General features: G+C 69.7%; 10 protein-coding genes. 7 read left to right on the top strand and 3 right to left on the bottom strand.

Annotated features, from left to right (window positions below):
* Positions 1-1,275, bottom strand: a complete 1,275-nt coding sequence (locus tag HOP52_RS18285) for a GGDEF domain-containing protein (RefSeq protein ID WP_238978955.1) — start codon at positions 1,273-1,275, stop codon at positions 1-3.
* Positions 1,272-2,681 (bottom strand): substrate-binding periplasmic protein, encoded by a 1,410-nt coding sequence (locus tag HOP52_RS18280; RefSeq protein ID WP_238978953.1) that lies wholly within the window; start codon positions 2,679-2,681, stop codon positions 1,272-1,274. The genes HOP52_RS18285 and HOP52_RS18280 overlap by 4 nt, the downstream gene beginning before the upstream one ends.
* A gap of 200 nt (positions 2,682-2,881) precedes the next feature.
* Here HOP52_RS18280 and HOP52_RS18275 point away from each other — a divergent pair, with 200 nt between their 5' ends.
* The 7 genes from HOP52_RS18275 (at position 2,882) to HOP52_RS18245 (ending at position 13,621) form a co-directional block, all read left to right on the top strand.
* A complete protein-coding gene (locus HOP52_RS18275; RefSeq protein ID WP_238978951.1) occupies positions 2,882-4,186 on the top strand; it encodes an ATP-grasp domain-containing protein in 1,305 nt (434 codons plus the stop codon).
* A 10-nt stretch (positions 4,187-4,196) separates the two neighbouring features.
* Positions 4,197-6,233 (top strand): CocE/NonD family hydrolase, encoded by a 2,037-nt coding sequence (locus HOP52_RS18270; protein WP_238978949.1) that lies wholly within the window; start codon positions 4,197-4,199, stop codon positions 6,231-6,233.
* 75 nt (positions 6,234-6,308) lie between these two features.
* Complete coding sequence (locus HOP52_RS18265; protein ID WP_238978947.1) at positions 6,309-7,697, top strand: MFS transporter; 1,389 nt, start codon at positions 6,309-6,311, stop codon at positions 7,695-7,697.
* Between the two features lie 227 nt (positions 7,698-7,924).
* Entirely contained in the window at positions 7,925-8,452 is a 528-nt protein-coding gene (locus HOP52_RS18260) for a retropepsin-like aspartic protease family protein (protein WP_238978946.1), read from the top strand.
* A 75-nt stretch (positions 8,453-8,527) separates the two neighbouring features.
* A complete protein-coding gene (locus HOP52_RS18255; protein ID WP_238978943.1) occupies positions 8,528-9,571 on the top strand; it encodes an NAD(P)H-dependent flavin oxidoreductase in 1,044 nt (347 codons plus the stop codon).
* A 32-nt stretch (positions 9,572-9,603) separates the two neighbouring features.
* Positions 9,604-11,340, top strand: a complete 1,737-nt coding sequence (locus HOP52_RS18250; protein WP_238978942.1) for a VRR-NUC domain-containing protein — start codon at positions 9,604-9,606, stop codon at positions 11,338-11,340.
* A complete protein-coding gene (locus tag HOP52_RS18245; RefSeq protein WP_238978941.1) occupies positions 11,333-13,621 on the top strand; it encodes an ATP-dependent DNA helicase in 2,289 nt (762 codons plus the stop codon). The genes HOP52_RS18250 and HOP52_RS18245 overlap by 8 nt, the downstream gene beginning before the upstream one ends.
* A 7-nt stretch (positions 13,622-13,628) precedes the next feature.
* On the opposite strand, the gene HOP52_RS18240 is transcribed toward HOP52_RS18245, so the two are convergent.
* Positions 13,629-15,455, bottom strand: a complete 1,827-nt coding sequence (locus HOP52_RS18240) for a monovalent cation:proton antiporter-2 (CPA2) family protein (RefSeq protein WP_422677727.1) — start codon at positions 15,453-15,455, stop codon at positions 13,629-13,631.
* Positions 15,456-15,571 lie beyond the last annotated feature (116 nt).

Here is a 15,571-nt window from a genome sequence, read left to right as displayed (position 1 = left end):
CTACTCGAGGTGTGAGGAGGCAATCCGGTCCCGCCCCTGCCGCTTGGCGTGATAGAGCTGCCGGTCGGCGCTTTCCAGCAGCTGCTCGCAGGTCATGCCGTCCTCCCCGGGCATGGCGCTGGCCACTCCCAGGCTGGCGGTGACCCGGTCGCGCCCCGCCGAGCGGGCGTGGGGGATCCCCAGGGCCAGGATGGCCTCGCGGATACGGCCGGCGACCCGCCGGGCGCCCTCCAGGTCGGTTTCGGGCAGCACGCAGACGAACTCCTCGCCACCGTAGCGGGCGACCAGGTCGGTGGCGCGGGTGACCGTGTCGGTCAGGGCGCTGGCGACGGCGCGCAGGGTGTCGTCGCCGCTGACGTGCCCGTAGTGGTCGTTGAAGTCCTTGAAATTGTCGATGTCGATTAAGATCACCGACAGCGGTGTTCGGGAGCGCTGTGCCCGCTGCCACGAGTCGGCCAGGAAGCTGTCGAACCGCCGCCGGTTGGCAATGCCGGTGAGGCCATCCCTGGTGGAGATCTGGTGGAAGCGGTCGCGCTGATCCAGACCGTGCTGGAAGGCCTTGAGCAGGCCGTCGAGGCTCTCCACCAGATGGCCCAGCTCGTCGTTGCCGTGTCCTTTCAGCTGCGGCTTGGGCCACTGCCCCGGGCGCTGTGGGTCGCTCGCCGCAATCGCCGCATGCACCCTCAGCAGTGGCCGGGTGATGACCAGGTGGAAGGCGGCGACCACCAGCGCGGCGATGGCCAGCGCCTTGAGCACCCCCAGTGAGACGATCAGCAGGCTGCGGTCGATGAAGGCCTGGCCCAGGCTGTCCAGGGAGAGGGTCAGTTCGATCTCGCCCACGGTGTCGGCGGGGCCGCTGCGATCCAGCTGGTAGGTCAGCGGCCTGTGGTAGTGCAGGCTGTCGCCGAACAGGGCGCGGGTGAGCCGGCCGGCGGCGGCTTCCCCGGCCTGCCCCCGGGCCGCCATGATGCGCTCGAAGTCGTCGCGGATCACCACCCGGGCCACGTGCTCGCCGTCAACCAGGCCATCGGCGACCTGGGCGGCCAGTTCGGGGTTGAGCTGAAAGGCGGCTTCGGCGGCGGTCCCCTGCACCAGGTCCAGCATGTGGCGAGTCTGGCTCTGCACTTCCTGGCGCATGGTGCGCGCATCCGAGGCCAGCTCGATCCCCCCGGCGATTACGCTCAACAGCAGGGCGATGACCAGCGTCAGCGCCGCCTGTTTGGCGGTCAGGCTGTGCCGTCCCCCGATAGTCGGGCGCGGGGGAGGGGGGCTCATGCGTCGGGCTCCGCCGAGGGCTGCGGGTAGCTGGGATGCTGGAGGTCGGGCGGCTCGCCGTCGAGGCGCGTGGCCAGGGCGGCCCGGAGGCGGGCAACGAAGCTGGCGGAGACCGATGGATGGCAGGCGAGATAGAGGTCGACCTCCCGAAAATGGAACTGACGGCGCAGCGCGATATCGGCATCGGCGGCGAGGTGGCGGGCGGTCTGTTCACCGGTTACCCAGACATCGATCAGCCGCGCCTCGAGCCGGGCGATATTTTCGTGCTCGGCGGCGGCCACCATCACCGGGAGGCCTTGCTGTTCCACGAACTGCCCCACGGCGTCCTCGCGGAAGCTGCCCACCCGCAGCCCTTCGAGCTCGTCCAGCGAGTCGAGGTGGAGGTCGCTGTCGGCGAGAGTGAAGGCCGCCCAGTGGCTGGTCGCCAGGGGGCCGATCCAGGTGAAATGGGGCTCGCGTTCCTCGGTTCGGGTCGTCGAGTAGACGCAGTGGTTGTCGCGCAGTCGGGCCTCGGTGTAGGCACGTGCCCAGGGCAGCAGACGGAAGGTGGCCGACAGTCCGGCCTCCTCGAGGGTCGCCCGGAGCAGCTGCGTCGAGTGGCCATCGACCTCGCCGTCGGCATTCAGGAAGTTGAAGGGGGGATACTCCTCGGTATTGAAGACGGTGGTGTCCCCATCCAGGATCTCGCGCAGCTTGCCCTGCCGGCGCAGGGCATCCAGCGCCGATTGCATGCGCTCGACCAGCGCCGGGTCGGTATCGCGATGCAGCGCATAGTAGAGGTCCGACTCGCTGAGGTTCAGCACCGGCATGAAGTCGGTGTTCGGCAGGCCGTTCTCCTCTATCAGCCAGAAGGCCACGTCCTCCCCATAGGCCCAGAGGTCAACCCTGCCGCGGTCGAGCATGCGCAGGGCGCTGACGTTGCTGATCGCCGGGCGCAGGCGCTCGCTGGGAACGCCGGCTTCGAGCAGCCGCTGGGCGCCGATGTCCTCGTGAATCACGGCGATGCGGTAGTCGCTCTCGAGCAGCGCCTCCATATCCGCCAGGCGAATGTCGCTGTCGCGCCGGGCGATCAACGACACCCGGTCGGTGGCAATGGGGCCGACCCACTGGAACAGCGATTCGCGCTGGGCGCTGCGGGTGGTGGAGAACAGCACCGTGTTCGGTTCGCTCTGGGCGGTGTCGTAGCCGCGGGCCCAAGGGTAGTAGTGCACGTCATCCCGGGTCAGCGGGGTGCCGGTGTGCTCGAAGATATGCTCGAGAATCTCGATGGAGATCCCTTCCAGACGCTCGTCGCGCTGGAAATTGTAGGGGGGATACTCCTCGGTAATGAAGGTCAGCGCCTGCAGATCCGCCTGTGTCGGAACGGGCAACACGCAACAGACAGCAAGCAGAAGTGATTTTTTCATGCGCTGTGTTCCTGGCCACGTCATCCATGTCGTCGGGCGGTCACCCGTTACAAAGCGGTCACCAAGCGCTTCCAAGCTAGCCGATGCCTTCGGCGATGTCATTACCTGCCAGCCAACGCTAGATAGCATCGCCGAGGGTTGGACTATGCTGCTAGAGTCGGGCCTTGAGCCCCCTGTTGCCCCATGGGAGGGGAAGTGACATGTCGAATCCCGCAAATGTCTTCGTGGTGGGGCTCAATGACTTCAACCGGGAGCGGCTCGCCCGACTGCGCGGCGCCGAGGGGCTGCGCTTCCACGGGGTGATCGACCCCGAGCGGGTCTATGACACCGAGGTGTTCGATATCGCCGCCATGCTCGACGAGGCCACGGCCCGGCTCGAGGCCTTCGAGGGTTCCATCGACGCCATCGTCGGCTACATGGACTTTCCCGTCTCGACCATGCTGCCGATCCTCTGCGAGCGCTTCGGCACGCGCACCACCTCGCTGGCCAGCCTGCTCAAATGCGAGCACAAGTACTGGAGCCGCCGGGTGCAGCAGGAGGTGGTTCCCGAGCATATCCCGGCCTTCACCGCCTTCGATCCCTTCGACGATGACGCGCTGACGCGGATCGGTGAGGCCGGGCTCTACATCCCCTTCTTCGTCAAGCCGATCAAGTCGTCGGGCTCGCGGCTGGGGTTTCTCATCGACAGCCCCGAGACTTTCTACCGGGCCATCGAGCAGCTGCGCGACCAGATCGGCCTGATCGCCGACCCCTTCAACACGGTGCTGGAACAGGCGCGCCTGCCCGCGGGCGTGGCCGGGGTGGATGGCGGTTTCTGCCTGGCCGAGGAGGTCATCGGCGGTTGGCAGTGCACCGTGGAGGGCTACGTCTTTGAGGGCGAGGTGGTCAGCTACGGCATCGTCGATTCGCTGCGTTATCCCGGGGTGCTGAGCTTCTTCCACTATCGCTATCCGTCCGGGCTGCCCGACTATGTGCAGGCCAAGATGCGCGAGCTGACGCAAACCGTTATGACCCACATCGGCTACGACAATGCCGCCTTCAACGTCGAGTACTTCTGGGACGAGGTGCGGGAGCGAATCTGGCTGCTGGAGATCAATACGCGCATCTCCCAGTCCCACTGCGATCTCTTCGAGAAGGTCGACGGCGTCAGTCACCAGCAGGTCACCGTCGACCTGGCCCTGGGCCGGCGCCCGGACATGCCGTCGCGGCAGGGGGCCTTTCCCCTGGCGGCCAAGTTCTTCTACCGGGTGTTCTTCCGCGATGCGCGGGTGACCCGCGTGCCGACGGTGGAAGAGATCGCCGCCCTGAAGGCAGAATTCCCGGGCAGCGCCATCGAGCTTCAGGTTGCGGAGGGGCAGCGGCTGTCGAGCCTGCCCGAACAGGACAGCTACAGCTATGCGCTGGCCCATGTGTGGCTCGGGGCCGACGATGTGGAACAGCTGCACGCACGCTATGACAGCCTGGCCGCGCGGCTGTTTTTCGGGTTTGACGAGATCGACGGCTAAGGAGAGCGGCATGCGCATCATCGAGCGGTTTCCACGGCGGGTCATGGAGGAGGAGACCTGGATTCCCCTGCCCGATGGCACCCGCCTGGCGGCGCGTATCTGGCGGCCGGTGGACGCCGAGCTGCATCCGGTGCCGGCGATTCTCGAATACCTGCCCTATCGCAAGCGTGACCTGACCGCCGAGCGCGACGTTCAGATGCACCCTTACTGGGCCGGCCACGGCTACGCCGGGGTGCGGGTCGACATCCGGGGCACCGGCGAGTCCGATGGCGTGCTCACCGACGAGTACCTGCCCCAGGAGCTCGATGACGCCCTGGCGATCCTCGCCTGGCTCGAGGCGCAGCCCTGGTGCACCGGCGAGGTGGGCATGGTGGGCATCTCCTGGGGCGGCTTCAATGGCCTGCAGATCGCCGCCCTGCAGCCGCCCCAGCTCAAGGCGGTGATCGCCCTGTGCTTCACCGACGACCGCTACGCCGACGACATCCACCACATGGGCGGCTGCCTGCTGGCCGACAACCTCTCCTGGGCCTCGACCATGTTCGACGGCAACGCCTGCCCGCCGGACCCCGAGCTGGTGGGGGAGCGCTGGCGCGAGATGTGGCTCGAACGCCTCGACGGCAGCGGCCTGTGGCTCGCTACCTGGCTGCGCCACCAGCGTCGCGACGACTACTGGAAGCACGGCTCGGTGTGCGAAGACTATTCGCGCATCCAGTGCCCGGTCTACGCCATCAGTGGCTGGGCCGACGGCTACTGCAACGCGGTGTTCCGGCTGCTGGCGGGCATCGATGTCCCGCGCAAGGGCCTGGTGGGGCCCTGGGCCCACAAGTATCCCCATCTGGGGGTGCCGGGGCCGGCCATCGGCTTTCTCCAGGAGTCGCTGCGCTGGTGGGACCAGTGGCTCAAGGACGAAGAGACCGGGATCATGGACGAGCCGATGCTGCGCGTCTGGATGCAGGAGTCGGTACCGCCCTCGGCGCGCTACGACGCGCGCCCCGGTCGCTGGGTGGCCGAGCCCGTCTGGCCCTCGGCGAATATCCTGCCAGCCTCGTTCCGGCTCACCGTGGGCCACGACCTGCTCCCCGAAGGCGACGGCGAAGGCGACGGCGATGAGTCGGCCTGCCTGGATATCCGTTCGCCCCTCTCAGTGGGGCTCTATGCCGGCAAGTGGTGCTCCTACAACGCCCCGCCCGACCTGCCCCATGACCAGCGCGACGAGGACGGCGGGTCGCTGATCTTCCAGACCCCACGCCTTGAGGCACCGCTGGAGATCTGCGGCGCGCCCGAGGTCGAACTCGAGCTTTCCGCCGACCAGCCGGTGGCCATGGTCGCGCTGCGCCTCTCCGATATCGCCACCGACGACAAGGCCACGCGGGTCTCCTACGGGCTACTCAATCTCACCCACCGCGACAGCGACGAGTTTCCCCAGCCCCTTGAGCCGGGCCAGCGCTATCGGGTGCGGATCAGCCTCAAGCACATCGCCCAGCAGTTTCCGGCCGGTCACGCCATTCGCCTGGCGCTCTCCACCAGCTACTGGCCGCTGGCCTGGCCGGCGCCGCAGCCGGTGCGACTCACCGTCTATCCCGGCAGCAGCCGGCTGATCTTGCCCACCCGGGCGCCGCGCCCTGCCGAAGAGGCGGCGCTGCCGGTCTTCGGCGAACCGGAGGGGGCGCCGCCGCTGGCCAAGACGCTGATCCAGCCCACCCAGGAGACCTGGCGGGTGATCCGCGACCTGGCCAATGACCAGACCACCCTCGAGGTGGTCCACGACGAGGGGCGCTACCGGCTCGACGATATCGACCTGGAGATCGCCGCCAGGGTCACCGAGCGTTACTGTTACGCCTACGGCAGCTACGACAGCGTCAGCGGCTGGACGGAGTGGCAGCGCACCTTCCAGCGCGGCGACTGGACGGTTCACACCCTGACCCGCACGTTGATGACAAGCGACGCCGAGACGTTCCGGATCCGCGCCACCCTGGATGCCTGGGAGGGCGAGACCCGGGTCTTCGCCCGCACCTGGGACGAGACGATTCCCCGCGACTTGGTCTGAACGGGGGCTCGGCGATGGTCTCGTGCGAAGCGGACCTGCTAGTCTGGCCTTTCTGACGACCACAGGGATGCGTCCATGAGCGTGATGACCGACGCCGCACCGCGCCGGCAGCGAGCCTCCAAGAAGGAGATCGTCGGCTGGGCGATGTTCGACTTCGCCAACCAGGCCTACACCCTGCTGATCATCACCGTGGTGTTCGGCGAGCTGTTCACCACGGTGATCGTCGGCGACCGCGACGACGGCTACCGGCTGGCCAACCTGCTGTGGAGCCTGGCGCTGGCGGTGAGCTATCTGCTGGTGGTGCTGACCGCGCCGCTCTACGGGGCGGTGATGGATTACCAGGCGTCCAAGAAGCGCTTCCTGTTCGCCAGCTACCTGGCCACCGTGGCCACCACCGCCATGCTCTACTTCGTGGCGCCGGGCTACGTGGTGCTGGGCCTGCTGCTGATCGTGGTGTCCAACTATGCCTACTCCCTGGGCGAGTCCTTTATCGCCGCCTTCCTGCCCGACCTGGGGCCGCCCGAGGACATGGGCAAGATCTCCGGCTTCGGCTGGGCGCTGGGCTACGTGGGCGGGCTCTTCGCCGCCGGCTTCACGCTGCTGGTGCTCGGCGAGGCCACTGCCGAGAACTTCGAGCGCATCCGCTGGGTGGGCCCCTTCGCCGCTGCCTTCTTCCTGGTCACCGCCATTCCCACCTTCCTGTGGGTCAGGGAGCGCGGCACCCCCCAGCCCCCCGGCAAGCCCTACCACCGCATCGCCTGGGAGCGGATCGCCACCACGCTGCACGAGCTGCGCCGTTTCCGCGACCTGGGTATCTTCCTGGTCTCGCTGCTGTTCTCCATGGCCGGGATCTACATCATCATCGCCTTCGCCTTCATCTACGGCGCCCAGGTGATCGGCTGGGACGAGTCGATCCGCAACATCATGTTTATCATCGTGCAGATCACCGCGGCGGCTGGCGCCCTGGGTTTCGGCTTCCTCCAGGATCGTATCGGCACCAAGGTCACCTACCTCTTGACGCTGACCCTTTGGGTGGCGGCGATCCTGGCCATCTGGGGCACTCCGCAGGTGACCGAGTGGCTCAATGCCCGCCTGGGCCTGGACTGGGAGGCCCAGCACCTGTTCCTGTTCGTGGGCTGCCTGGCGGGGCTGTCGCTGGGCTCCAGCCAGTCGGCCAGCCGCGCCCTGGTGGGGCTCTTCTCGCCGACCCGCAAGGCCGCCGAGTTCTTCGGCTTCTGGGGGCTGGCCAACAAGCTCGCCGGGGTGTTCGGCATCATCGGCCTGGGGCTGCTGCAGTCGGTGGTGGGGCTGCAGGCCTCGATCCTGCTCTGCGCGGCGCTGTTCATCGTCGCTATTGTGATCTGCCTGTTCGTTAACCAGGCCCGCGGCCAGCAGGCGGCCGACGACTGGGAGCGCCGGGATCGGGCGGCGCGCAGTGCAATCGCACGGGGTGCCGAACAGTAAGGCGGGTCCGGTGAGCCCCCCAGGGCGGCTGTCCCGCCGCTCGGCAGGAAATGATGCAGTCCATGAGAGGTCGAACGTAGGCTCTTGTCACGCATGAGGCTATCCTTGTTATTGTCGACGTGAGGGTGGTTGGTGGTGCTAGCAGACGGCCTTTAGTACAGAAAGGGCGCGAATATGTGTTAATGCTGAATCAGCATTTGGCAATGCCATGGCGGTGGGAGGGCTTCATGAGCGATGACGACAGGGCGGTGCGGCGAACCGGGCTCGGCATGATGCTGCTGTTCTGGCTGCTGTTCATCGCGGCCGGCTCCTGGTGGTTCCACGGGTTTCTCGACGACCAGCGCAACCCCAATGCCCACCTGGTCAACGCCGTGGGCGGCGAGAGCGAATCGATCGTCCTGGAGCGCAGCCGCTCGGGGCACTTCATGGCCACCGGGCGCATCAACGGCGAGCCGGTGGAGTTTCTGCTCGATACCGGGGCTACCTATGTGGCCGTCCCCAGCGCGCTGGCCGAGCGGCTGGGCCTGGAGCGCACCGGGTCGGCCTGGTTCAATACCGCCAACGGACGGGTGCGCGGCGACCTGACCCGCCTCGACGAGGTCAGCCTCGGTGGCTTCGCGGCCAAGGACGTGCGCGGCTCGATCAGCCCCGGCCTGGAGGGCGACGTGGCGCTGATGGGCATGAGCTTTCTCAACCGTTTCGATATCGAGATTCGCGACGCCCGCATGGTGCTGCGCCCCGCCGAGACCCGTTGACAGAGGCGCCCATGGACGACTCCTCTCGCGGTCGCCGCGAGTCGCGCCCCGATTCATCCGATTCAGGAGAGTGACATGAAGCTGACGCGTCAGTTGGGTATCGACCTGCCCATCTTCCAGGCCCCCATGGCGGGCGCCCAGGGGGCGGACCTTGCCGTGGCGGTCTCCGAGGCCGGGGGGCTGGGCGCGCTGCCTGGCGCCATGCTCAGCCCCGAGGCCCTGGCCGCCGAGCTCGCTGTGATTCGCGACCGCACCGCCAGGCCGATCAACGTCAACTTCTTCTGCCACACGCCCCCCGAGCCCGATGCCGTGCGTCAGGCCCACTGGCATCAGGCGCTCTCGCCCTACTACGCCGAGTTCGGGCTGGATATCGAAGCGGTGCCGGCCGGTGCCGGTCGGCGCCCCTTCGACAGCGAGGCCTGCGAGGTGCTCGAGGCAGTGCGCCCCGAGGTGGTGAGCTTTCACTTCGGCCTGCCGGCCCCGGCGCTGCTCGAGCGGGTCAAGGCCTGGGGGGCGATGGTGCTCTCCTCGGCGACCACGGTGGAGGAGGCGCGCTGGCTCGAGGCCCATGGCGCCGATGCGGTGATTGCCCAGGGGCTGGAGGCCGGCGGCCACCGCGGCATGTTCCTGAGCGAGGAGCTCTCCACCCAGGTCGGCACCCTGGCGCTGCTGCCCCAGATCAAGGCGGCGGTGGGGCTGCCGGTGATCGCCGCCGGGGGCATCGCCAATGCCCGCGGGGTGGCCGCGGCGCTGGCGCTTGGCGCCGACGCCGTGCAGGTGGGAACCGCCTTTCTGTGCTGCCCGGAAGCCACCACCTCGGCGATCCATCGTCGGGCGCTGATGAGCGAGGCGGCCCGCCACACCGCCCTGACAAACCTCTACAGCGGCCGCCCGGCGCGCGGCATCGTCACCCGGCTGATGCGTGAGCTCGGCCCCATCAGCGCCCAGGCCCCCGACTTCCCGCTGGCCACCGCCGCCATTGGCCCGCTGCGCGCCGCCGCCGAGGCCAGGGGCAGCGGCGACTTCTCGCCGCTGTGGGCGGGGCAGAACGCCAGCGGCTGCCGTGAGGTGCCCGCCGCCGAGGTGCTCGCCGAGCTGGCCGGCGGGCTGGGTCGCTGACGGTCCGCGGGCGTGCCTGATACCATGGATGCATGAACAGTGTGCCCGCCGGTGCGTTTGCCACCGCCTCGCTCGAGGACCCCTTCTACTACCTGACGAACTTCGCGTTCGTGCTGGGGTGGGTGGCCGAGCGCCACGGCGACCTGCTCGACGACGCGGAGCGGCGTTTCCTCACCACCTTCGAGGCCTTGCCCCGGGCCGCCCAGGCGCTGCTGGTGCGCATGGTGATGCGCAAGGGCGAGCACTTTCGCACCTCACGGCTCGTCTATCCCGAGATCAGTGCGGAGATCGGCGCTACGTCCGCGGCGCTGGCGCCCCTGGTCGAGGCCGGTTTTGTCGAGCCCGACCCGGAGCTCTCATTCGACGAGCTGTGTCGTCAGCTGCGCCTGGCCGAGCTGCGCCGGGTGTTCGCCGCCGAGCTTGCCGCTGCCGGCCTCGGCCGGGCCACCAAGACCGCCCTGCGCGAGGCCCTGGCGCCGCGCTTTCCCGATGCTCGGCGGCTCGCGGCCTGGTGGCCCGGTGCCCCCGAGGGCGAGCGCATCGTGCGTCTGACCGTGATGGCGACCTGCGACCGGCTGCGACTGATGTTCTTCGGCAACCTGCGCCAGGACTGGGCCGAGTTCGTGCTCGCCGAGCTGGGTGTACAGCGCTTCGAGCGGGTCGCCTTTACGGCCGACTCCCGCGCCTTTCAGCGCCGCTGCGAGGTCGACGCCTATCTGGCCCTGCACCGCCTGGGCGAGCGGCTCGAGGCCGGCGAGTCCCCGTCGGCGCTGAACGATGCGCTGCCCGCGGTGCCGGAGGACAACGCCTGGCTGGTGGCCCGGCGCCAGCGGCTCGGCGTGGCCCTGGGCCGCCAGGCCGAGCGGGCCGGGGAGGTCGAGCTCGCCCTGACGCTCTACCGGGAGGCTGGCTGGCCGGTGGCCGCCGGCGGTGCGGCGGCGCGCATCCGCCGGCTGCGGCTGCTGGAGCGCCAGGGAGCGCACGCCGAGGCCCATGCGCTGGCGGAAGCCCTGGCCGAGACCGGGCCGGGAGAGGCGGAGGCCCAGGCGCTGGCACGCCTGCGGCCGCGGCTGCGCCGCCGGCTGGGCCTGACGCCGCTGCCACGGGAAGCGGAGTCGGCGCCGGAGCGTTTCGAGCTCTGCCTGCCGGTATCGCCCGGCGTCGAGCGGGCAGTATGTGAGCACCTGCATCGTGACGAGGCCCCGGTGGCCTATGTGGAGAACGCCCTGTTCACCGGGCTCTTCGGCCTGCTCTGCTGGGAGGCGCTGTTTGCGCCGTTGCCGGGCGCCTTCTTCCACCCCTTTCATACCGGGCCGGCGGACCTCTACCGGGAGGATTTCGTGGCCCGCCGCCGGGAGCGCTTCGCGGCCTGCCTGGCGCGCCTCGACGACGGCCGCTACCGCGAGGCGATCCGCGGCACCTGGCGGGCGAAGCACGGCATCGCCTCGCCCTTCGTGCACTGGGAGCGGCTCGACGAGCCGCTGCTCGACCAGGCCCTGGCCTGCCTGCCTGCCGAGCACCTGCGCGCCTGCTGCGAACGCCTGCTGGCCGATCTGAAGGCCAACCGGGCCGGCCTGCCGGACCTGATCCAGTTTCTGCCCGAGGCAGCACCGGGCGAGCCGCGCTACCGGCTGATCGAGGTCAAGGGCCCCGGCGACCGCCTGCAGGACAATCAGCGCCGCTGGCTGGCCTTCTTCCATGCCCAGGGGATGCCGGCGGCGGTCTGCCATGTGCGCTGGCGGACACCGCCGGGAACCGCTGATGGCTGAGGTCGCGGGCTATCGGGTGGCGGTGCGGGCGCTGTGCGACTTCACCGCGCGCCAGGGGGATCTCGATCATCGCTTCACGCCGTCGCCCAGCGCCCGGGAGGGCATCGCCGGCCATGCGCGGGTGGTCGAGCGGCGTGCCCCGGACTACCTGGCCGAGCTGCCGCTCTCGGGGGCCTTCGGCGACCTGGTGGTCAGTGGCCGGGCCGACGGCTATGACCCGGCGGCCAACTGTCTCGAGGAGATCAAGACCTACCGTGGCAGCCTGGCACGCATGCCGGCCAATCAGCGGGCCCTGCACTGGGCCCAGCTGAGGGTCTACGGGGCGCTGCTGTGCGCCGAGCGAAAACTCGCAGCGGTGACGCTGGCGCTGGTCTATCTGGACATTGCCGACGGGCGCGAGACGCGCCTCACCGAACGCGCCTCGGCGGATGAGCTGCAGGCGTTCTTCGCCGCCCAGTGCCGCCGCTTCCTGGCCTGGGCCGAGCAGGAGGCCGCCCACCGCCGGCGCCGCGACGCCGCCCTGCGGGGGCTCGCCTTTCCTCATGCGGCGTTTCGTCCCGGGCAGCGCGAGCTCGCCGAGGGCGTCTACAAGGCGGCGGCCACGGGGCGCTGCCTGCTGACCCAGGCCCCCACCGGCATCGGCAAGACCCTCGGCACCCTGTTTCCCCTGCTCACGGCGGTGCCGCGCTATGGGCTCGATCGCCTCGCCTTCCTGACCATGAAGACCCCGGGTCGGCGGCTGGCGCTGGACGCTCTGGCGACCCTCGGCGCGGGGCCTGCGGCCGGCAACGCCGGTGAGCGTTTGCCGCTGCGGGTGCTGGAGCTCGTCGCCCGGGACAAGGCCTGCGAGTACCCCGACAGGGCGTGCCACGGCGAGGCCTGCCCGCTGGCGGCGGGCTTCTACGACCGGCTGCCGGCGGCGCGTCTGGCGGCGGTGGAACGCGGCTGGCTCGACCGCACCGCGCTGCGCGAGGTGGCCCTGGCCCATGACGTCTGCCCCTACTACCTGGGCCAGGAGCTGGCGCGCTGGTGCGACCTGAGCGTGGGCGACGTCAACCACTGGTTCGATGCCACGGCGCTGCTCCACGGCCTGGCCCAGGCCGATGGCTGGCGCTGCGGCCTGCTGGTGGACGAGGCCCACAACCTGGTGGCGCGGGGGCGCGGCATGTACAGCGCCGAGCTCGACCAGCAGCGCCTCAATCGCCTGCGGCGCGGGGCGCCACCGGCGCTCTCCCGGCCGTTGGGGCGGGTAGCGCGCCACTGGCAGAGGCTGGTGCGGGAGACGTTCGCCGATGCTCCGGACGCCGACTACCGGCTGCTCGAGGGCCTGCCCGACAGGCTCCTCGCCGCGCTGCAGCAGGCCAGCGTCGCGGTCATCGACTACCTGGCCGAACATCCCGGCGGGGCGGACGCGACCCTCCAGGAGTGGCTGTTCGAGGCCCTGGCCTTTACCCGGCTGGCGGAATCCTTTGGCGACCACTCGCTGTGCGATCTCGCCCGTCACGGCCGCGGCCGCACGGTGCTGGGGCTGCGTAACCTGGTGCCGGCGGATTTCCTGGCGCCGCGCTTCGCGGCGACCCACTGCGCGGTGCTGTTCTCGGCGACCCTGAGCCCGGGGGAGTACCACCGCGACCTGCTGGGCCTGCCCGCCCAGACGGCCTGGCAGCAGGTCGCCTCGCCCTTCGCCGCCGAGCAGCTCGAGGTGCGGGTGCGCGACGATATCTCCACCCGGCTGCGCGACCGCGACGCCTCGCGGGAGCCCATCGTCGCCGCCCTGGCCGAGCAGTACCGTCGCCGCCCGGGGCACTATCTGGCCTTCTTCAGCAGCTTCGCCTACCTGGAGGCGGTGCTCGCCCGCTTCCGCGAGGCCCAGCCGGCGATTCCGGTCTGGGCCCAGCGACGCGGCATGAGCGAGCCCGAGCGCGAGGCCTTCCTGGCGCGATTCGCCCCGGGCGGGTCGGGCATCGGTTTCGCGGTGCTCGGCGGGGCCTTCGCCGAGGGCATCGACCTGCCCGGCGAGCGGCTGGTCGGCGCCTTCGTGGCCACCCTGGGGCTGCCACCCTTCGATCCCTTCAACGAGGCCCTCAAGGCCAGGCTCGAGGCCCGCTACGGCCGCGGCGACGACTATGCCTACCGCATTCCGGGGCTGATCAAGGTGGTCCAGGCCGCCGGTCGGGTGATCCGCGGGCCCGAGGATCGCGGTGTGGTGGTGCTGTTCGACGACCGCTTCGCGCGCCGCGAGGTACGGGCCGGGCTGCCCGACTGGTGGCACATCGCCTGACGCCGGCTCAGCGCCTTCGCTCGGGCAGCTCTTCCACCCGGGTGGCGATGTCCTCGTCCGCCTCGTAGAGCGCCTCCAGCTCCCGGGCGGCCTCCTGGATGGTCTGGATCAGCTTCTTTTCGTTGCCGAATACGGCGAGCTGGCGCAGCAGGGCCTGTTCGTCGTGCTCGCGGAAGGTGTCGACGGTGTGCTGGGCCTGCTCGGGGGGAATGCCCAGGCCGCTGAGCGCCTCGCGGGTCAGCTCGAGGCTCGCCGGCAGCAGCTCGCGCACGATGTGGGTGACCCCGGCCCGCATCAGCAGATGGGCATGGTAGCGGTTGCGCGCCCGGGCATAGAGCTTGAGGTGCGGGAAGCGCCGCTTGACCTGCTCGACGATGCGCATCGAGGCCTCGGGGTCGCCTACCGCCACCACCAGCACCCGGGCCTTGTCGGCACCGGCGGCGGTGAGCAGGTCGCTGCGCGAGGCGTCGCCATAGTAGACCGCGTTGCCGTAGCGGCGCACGAATTCCACCTGGTCGGCGTTGATGTCGAGGATGGTGTAGGGAATCTTCAGCCCCTGCAGGGCGCGCCCCATGATCTGCCCGAAGCGCCCGAAGCCGGCGATGATGATCTGCGGCGCTTCGTCGGTGGGGCGGTCGTAGGCGCGCTTGGGACGCGTCGAGGCGAACAGCCGGCGCACGCCATGCACGTGCAGCTGGAAGAGCAGCGGCGTGGTCGCCATGGAGAGCGAGATGACCAGGATCAGCAGGCTGACCAGGGCCTGGTCCAGCAGCGCCGAGGCCGCCGCGGCGGTGAGCAGCACGAAGCCGAACTCGCCGCCCTGGGAGAGCAGCACGCCGAGGTTGGCCGTCTCCTTCCAGCTGCTGCGATAGAGGCGGGCGGCCAGCGCCACCGAGAGCCCCTTGAGCAGCACCAGTCCCAGGGTCAGGCCGAGGATCGTCAGCGGCATCTCGGCCAGCAGGCCGATCTCGGCCATCATGCCCACCGCCATGAAGAACAGCCCCAGCAGCAGGCCCCGGAAGGGCTCGATGTCCGCCTCGATGCTGTGGCGATATTCGGAGTCGGCGAGCAGCACCCCGGCGATGAAGGCGCCCAGGGCCATGGAGAGGCCGGCCAGCTCCATCAGCAGGGCGGCGCCGATCACCACCAGCAGGGCAGTGCCGGCGAACACCTCGCGGCTGCCGGTCGCGGCGGCGTAGTGAAACAGCGGGCGCAGCAGGTAGCGGCCGCCGACGATCAGCCCGATGAAGGCGCCGGCAGTGAAAGCCACCTCGCGCAGCAGCGGGGTGGCCCCGCCGGCCATCAGGCTGTCAGCGGCGAGCAGGGGGATGATTGCCAGCACCGGGATCGCCGCCAGGTCCTGGAACAGCAGCAGGGCGAAGGCGTGGCGCCCGTGGCGGGTCTGCAGCTCCTTGCGCTCACCGAGCAGGTGCAGCACCAGGGGCGTGGAGCAGAGCCCCAGGCTAAAGCCCACCACCAGGGCGGCGGCCGGGGAGAGGCCCAGCCACCAGGCGGCCACGGCGAGCACGCTGCTGGTGACGGCGACCTGCAGGCTGCCGAAGCCGAACACCGCCTTGCGCATCACCTTCAGCCGCGAGGGCTTGAGCTCCAGGCCGATCACGAACAGCAGCAGGACGATGCCCACCTGGGCGAACTGCAGCACGCCTGCGGCATCCGGCACCAGCGCCAGCACCGAGGGCCCGATCACCACCCCGGCGGCCAGATAGCCCAGCACCTCGCCGAGACCCAGGCGCTTGAACAGAGGGACGATCAGCACTGCGGCGGCGAGAAAGATCAGCACATTGAGCAGCAGTCCGCTGGCCAAGGATGGCACCTCCGCGTCGATTAGGGGGAAGGGCATTCTACCCGAGGGAACCTGCTCAACACCAAGCAAGAAGCGGGCCAGATAGTAGGCGGCAGGGCCGCCCGGTTACCGAAAAGGCCACGCCG

The organism is Billgrantia campisalis (assembly GCF_022341425.1).
GTDB classification, from domain to species: domain Bacteria; phylum Pseudomonadota; class Gammaproteobacteria; order Pseudomonadales; family Halomonadaceae; genus Halomonas; species Halomonas campisalis.
Note: the sequence above shows the minus strand (reverse complement) of the source record. Positions and strands in the feature narration are given on the sequence as shown.

What these genes read in the sequence shown, in the direction of transcription:
- HOP52_RS18285 (WP_238978955.1), bottom strand. Translation starts at nt 1,275, where the DNA reads ATGAGCCCCCCTCCCCCGCGCCCGACTATCGGGGGACGGCACAGCCTG.
- HOP52_RS18280 (WP_238978953.1), bottom strand. Translation starts at nt 2,681, where the DNA reads ATGAAAAAATCACTTCTGCTTGCTGTCTGTTGCGTGTTGCCCGTTCCG.
- HOP52_RS18275 (WP_238978951.1), top strand. Translation starts at nt 2,882, where the DNA reads ATGTCGAATCCCGCAAATGTCTTCGTGGTGGGGCTCAATGACTTCAAC.
- HOP52_RS18270 (WP_238978949.1), top strand. Translation starts at nt 4,197, where the DNA reads ATGCGCATCATCGAGCGGTTTCCACGGCGGGTCATGGAGGAGGAGACC.
- HOP52_RS18265 (WP_238978947.1), top strand. Translation starts at nt 6,309, where the DNA reads ATGAGCGTGATGACCGACGCCGCACCGCGCCGGCAGCGAGCCTCCAAG.
- HOP52_RS18260 (WP_238978946.1), top strand. Translation starts at nt 7,925, where the DNA reads ATGAGCGATGACGACAGGGCGGTGCGGCGAACCGGGCTCGGCATGATG.
- HOP52_RS18255 (WP_238978943.1), top strand. Translation starts at nt 8,528, where the DNA reads ATGAAGCTGACGCGTCAGTTGGGTATCGACCTGCCCATCTTCCAGGCC.
- HOP52_RS18250 (WP_238978942.1), top strand. Translation starts at nt 9,604, where the DNA reads ATGAACAGTGTGCCCGCCGGTGCGTTTGCCACCGCCTCGCTCGAGGAC.
- HOP52_RS18245 (WP_238978941.1), top strand. Translation starts at nt 11,333, where the DNA reads ATGGCTGAGGTCGCGGGCTATCGGGTGGCGGTGCGGGCGCTGTGCGAC.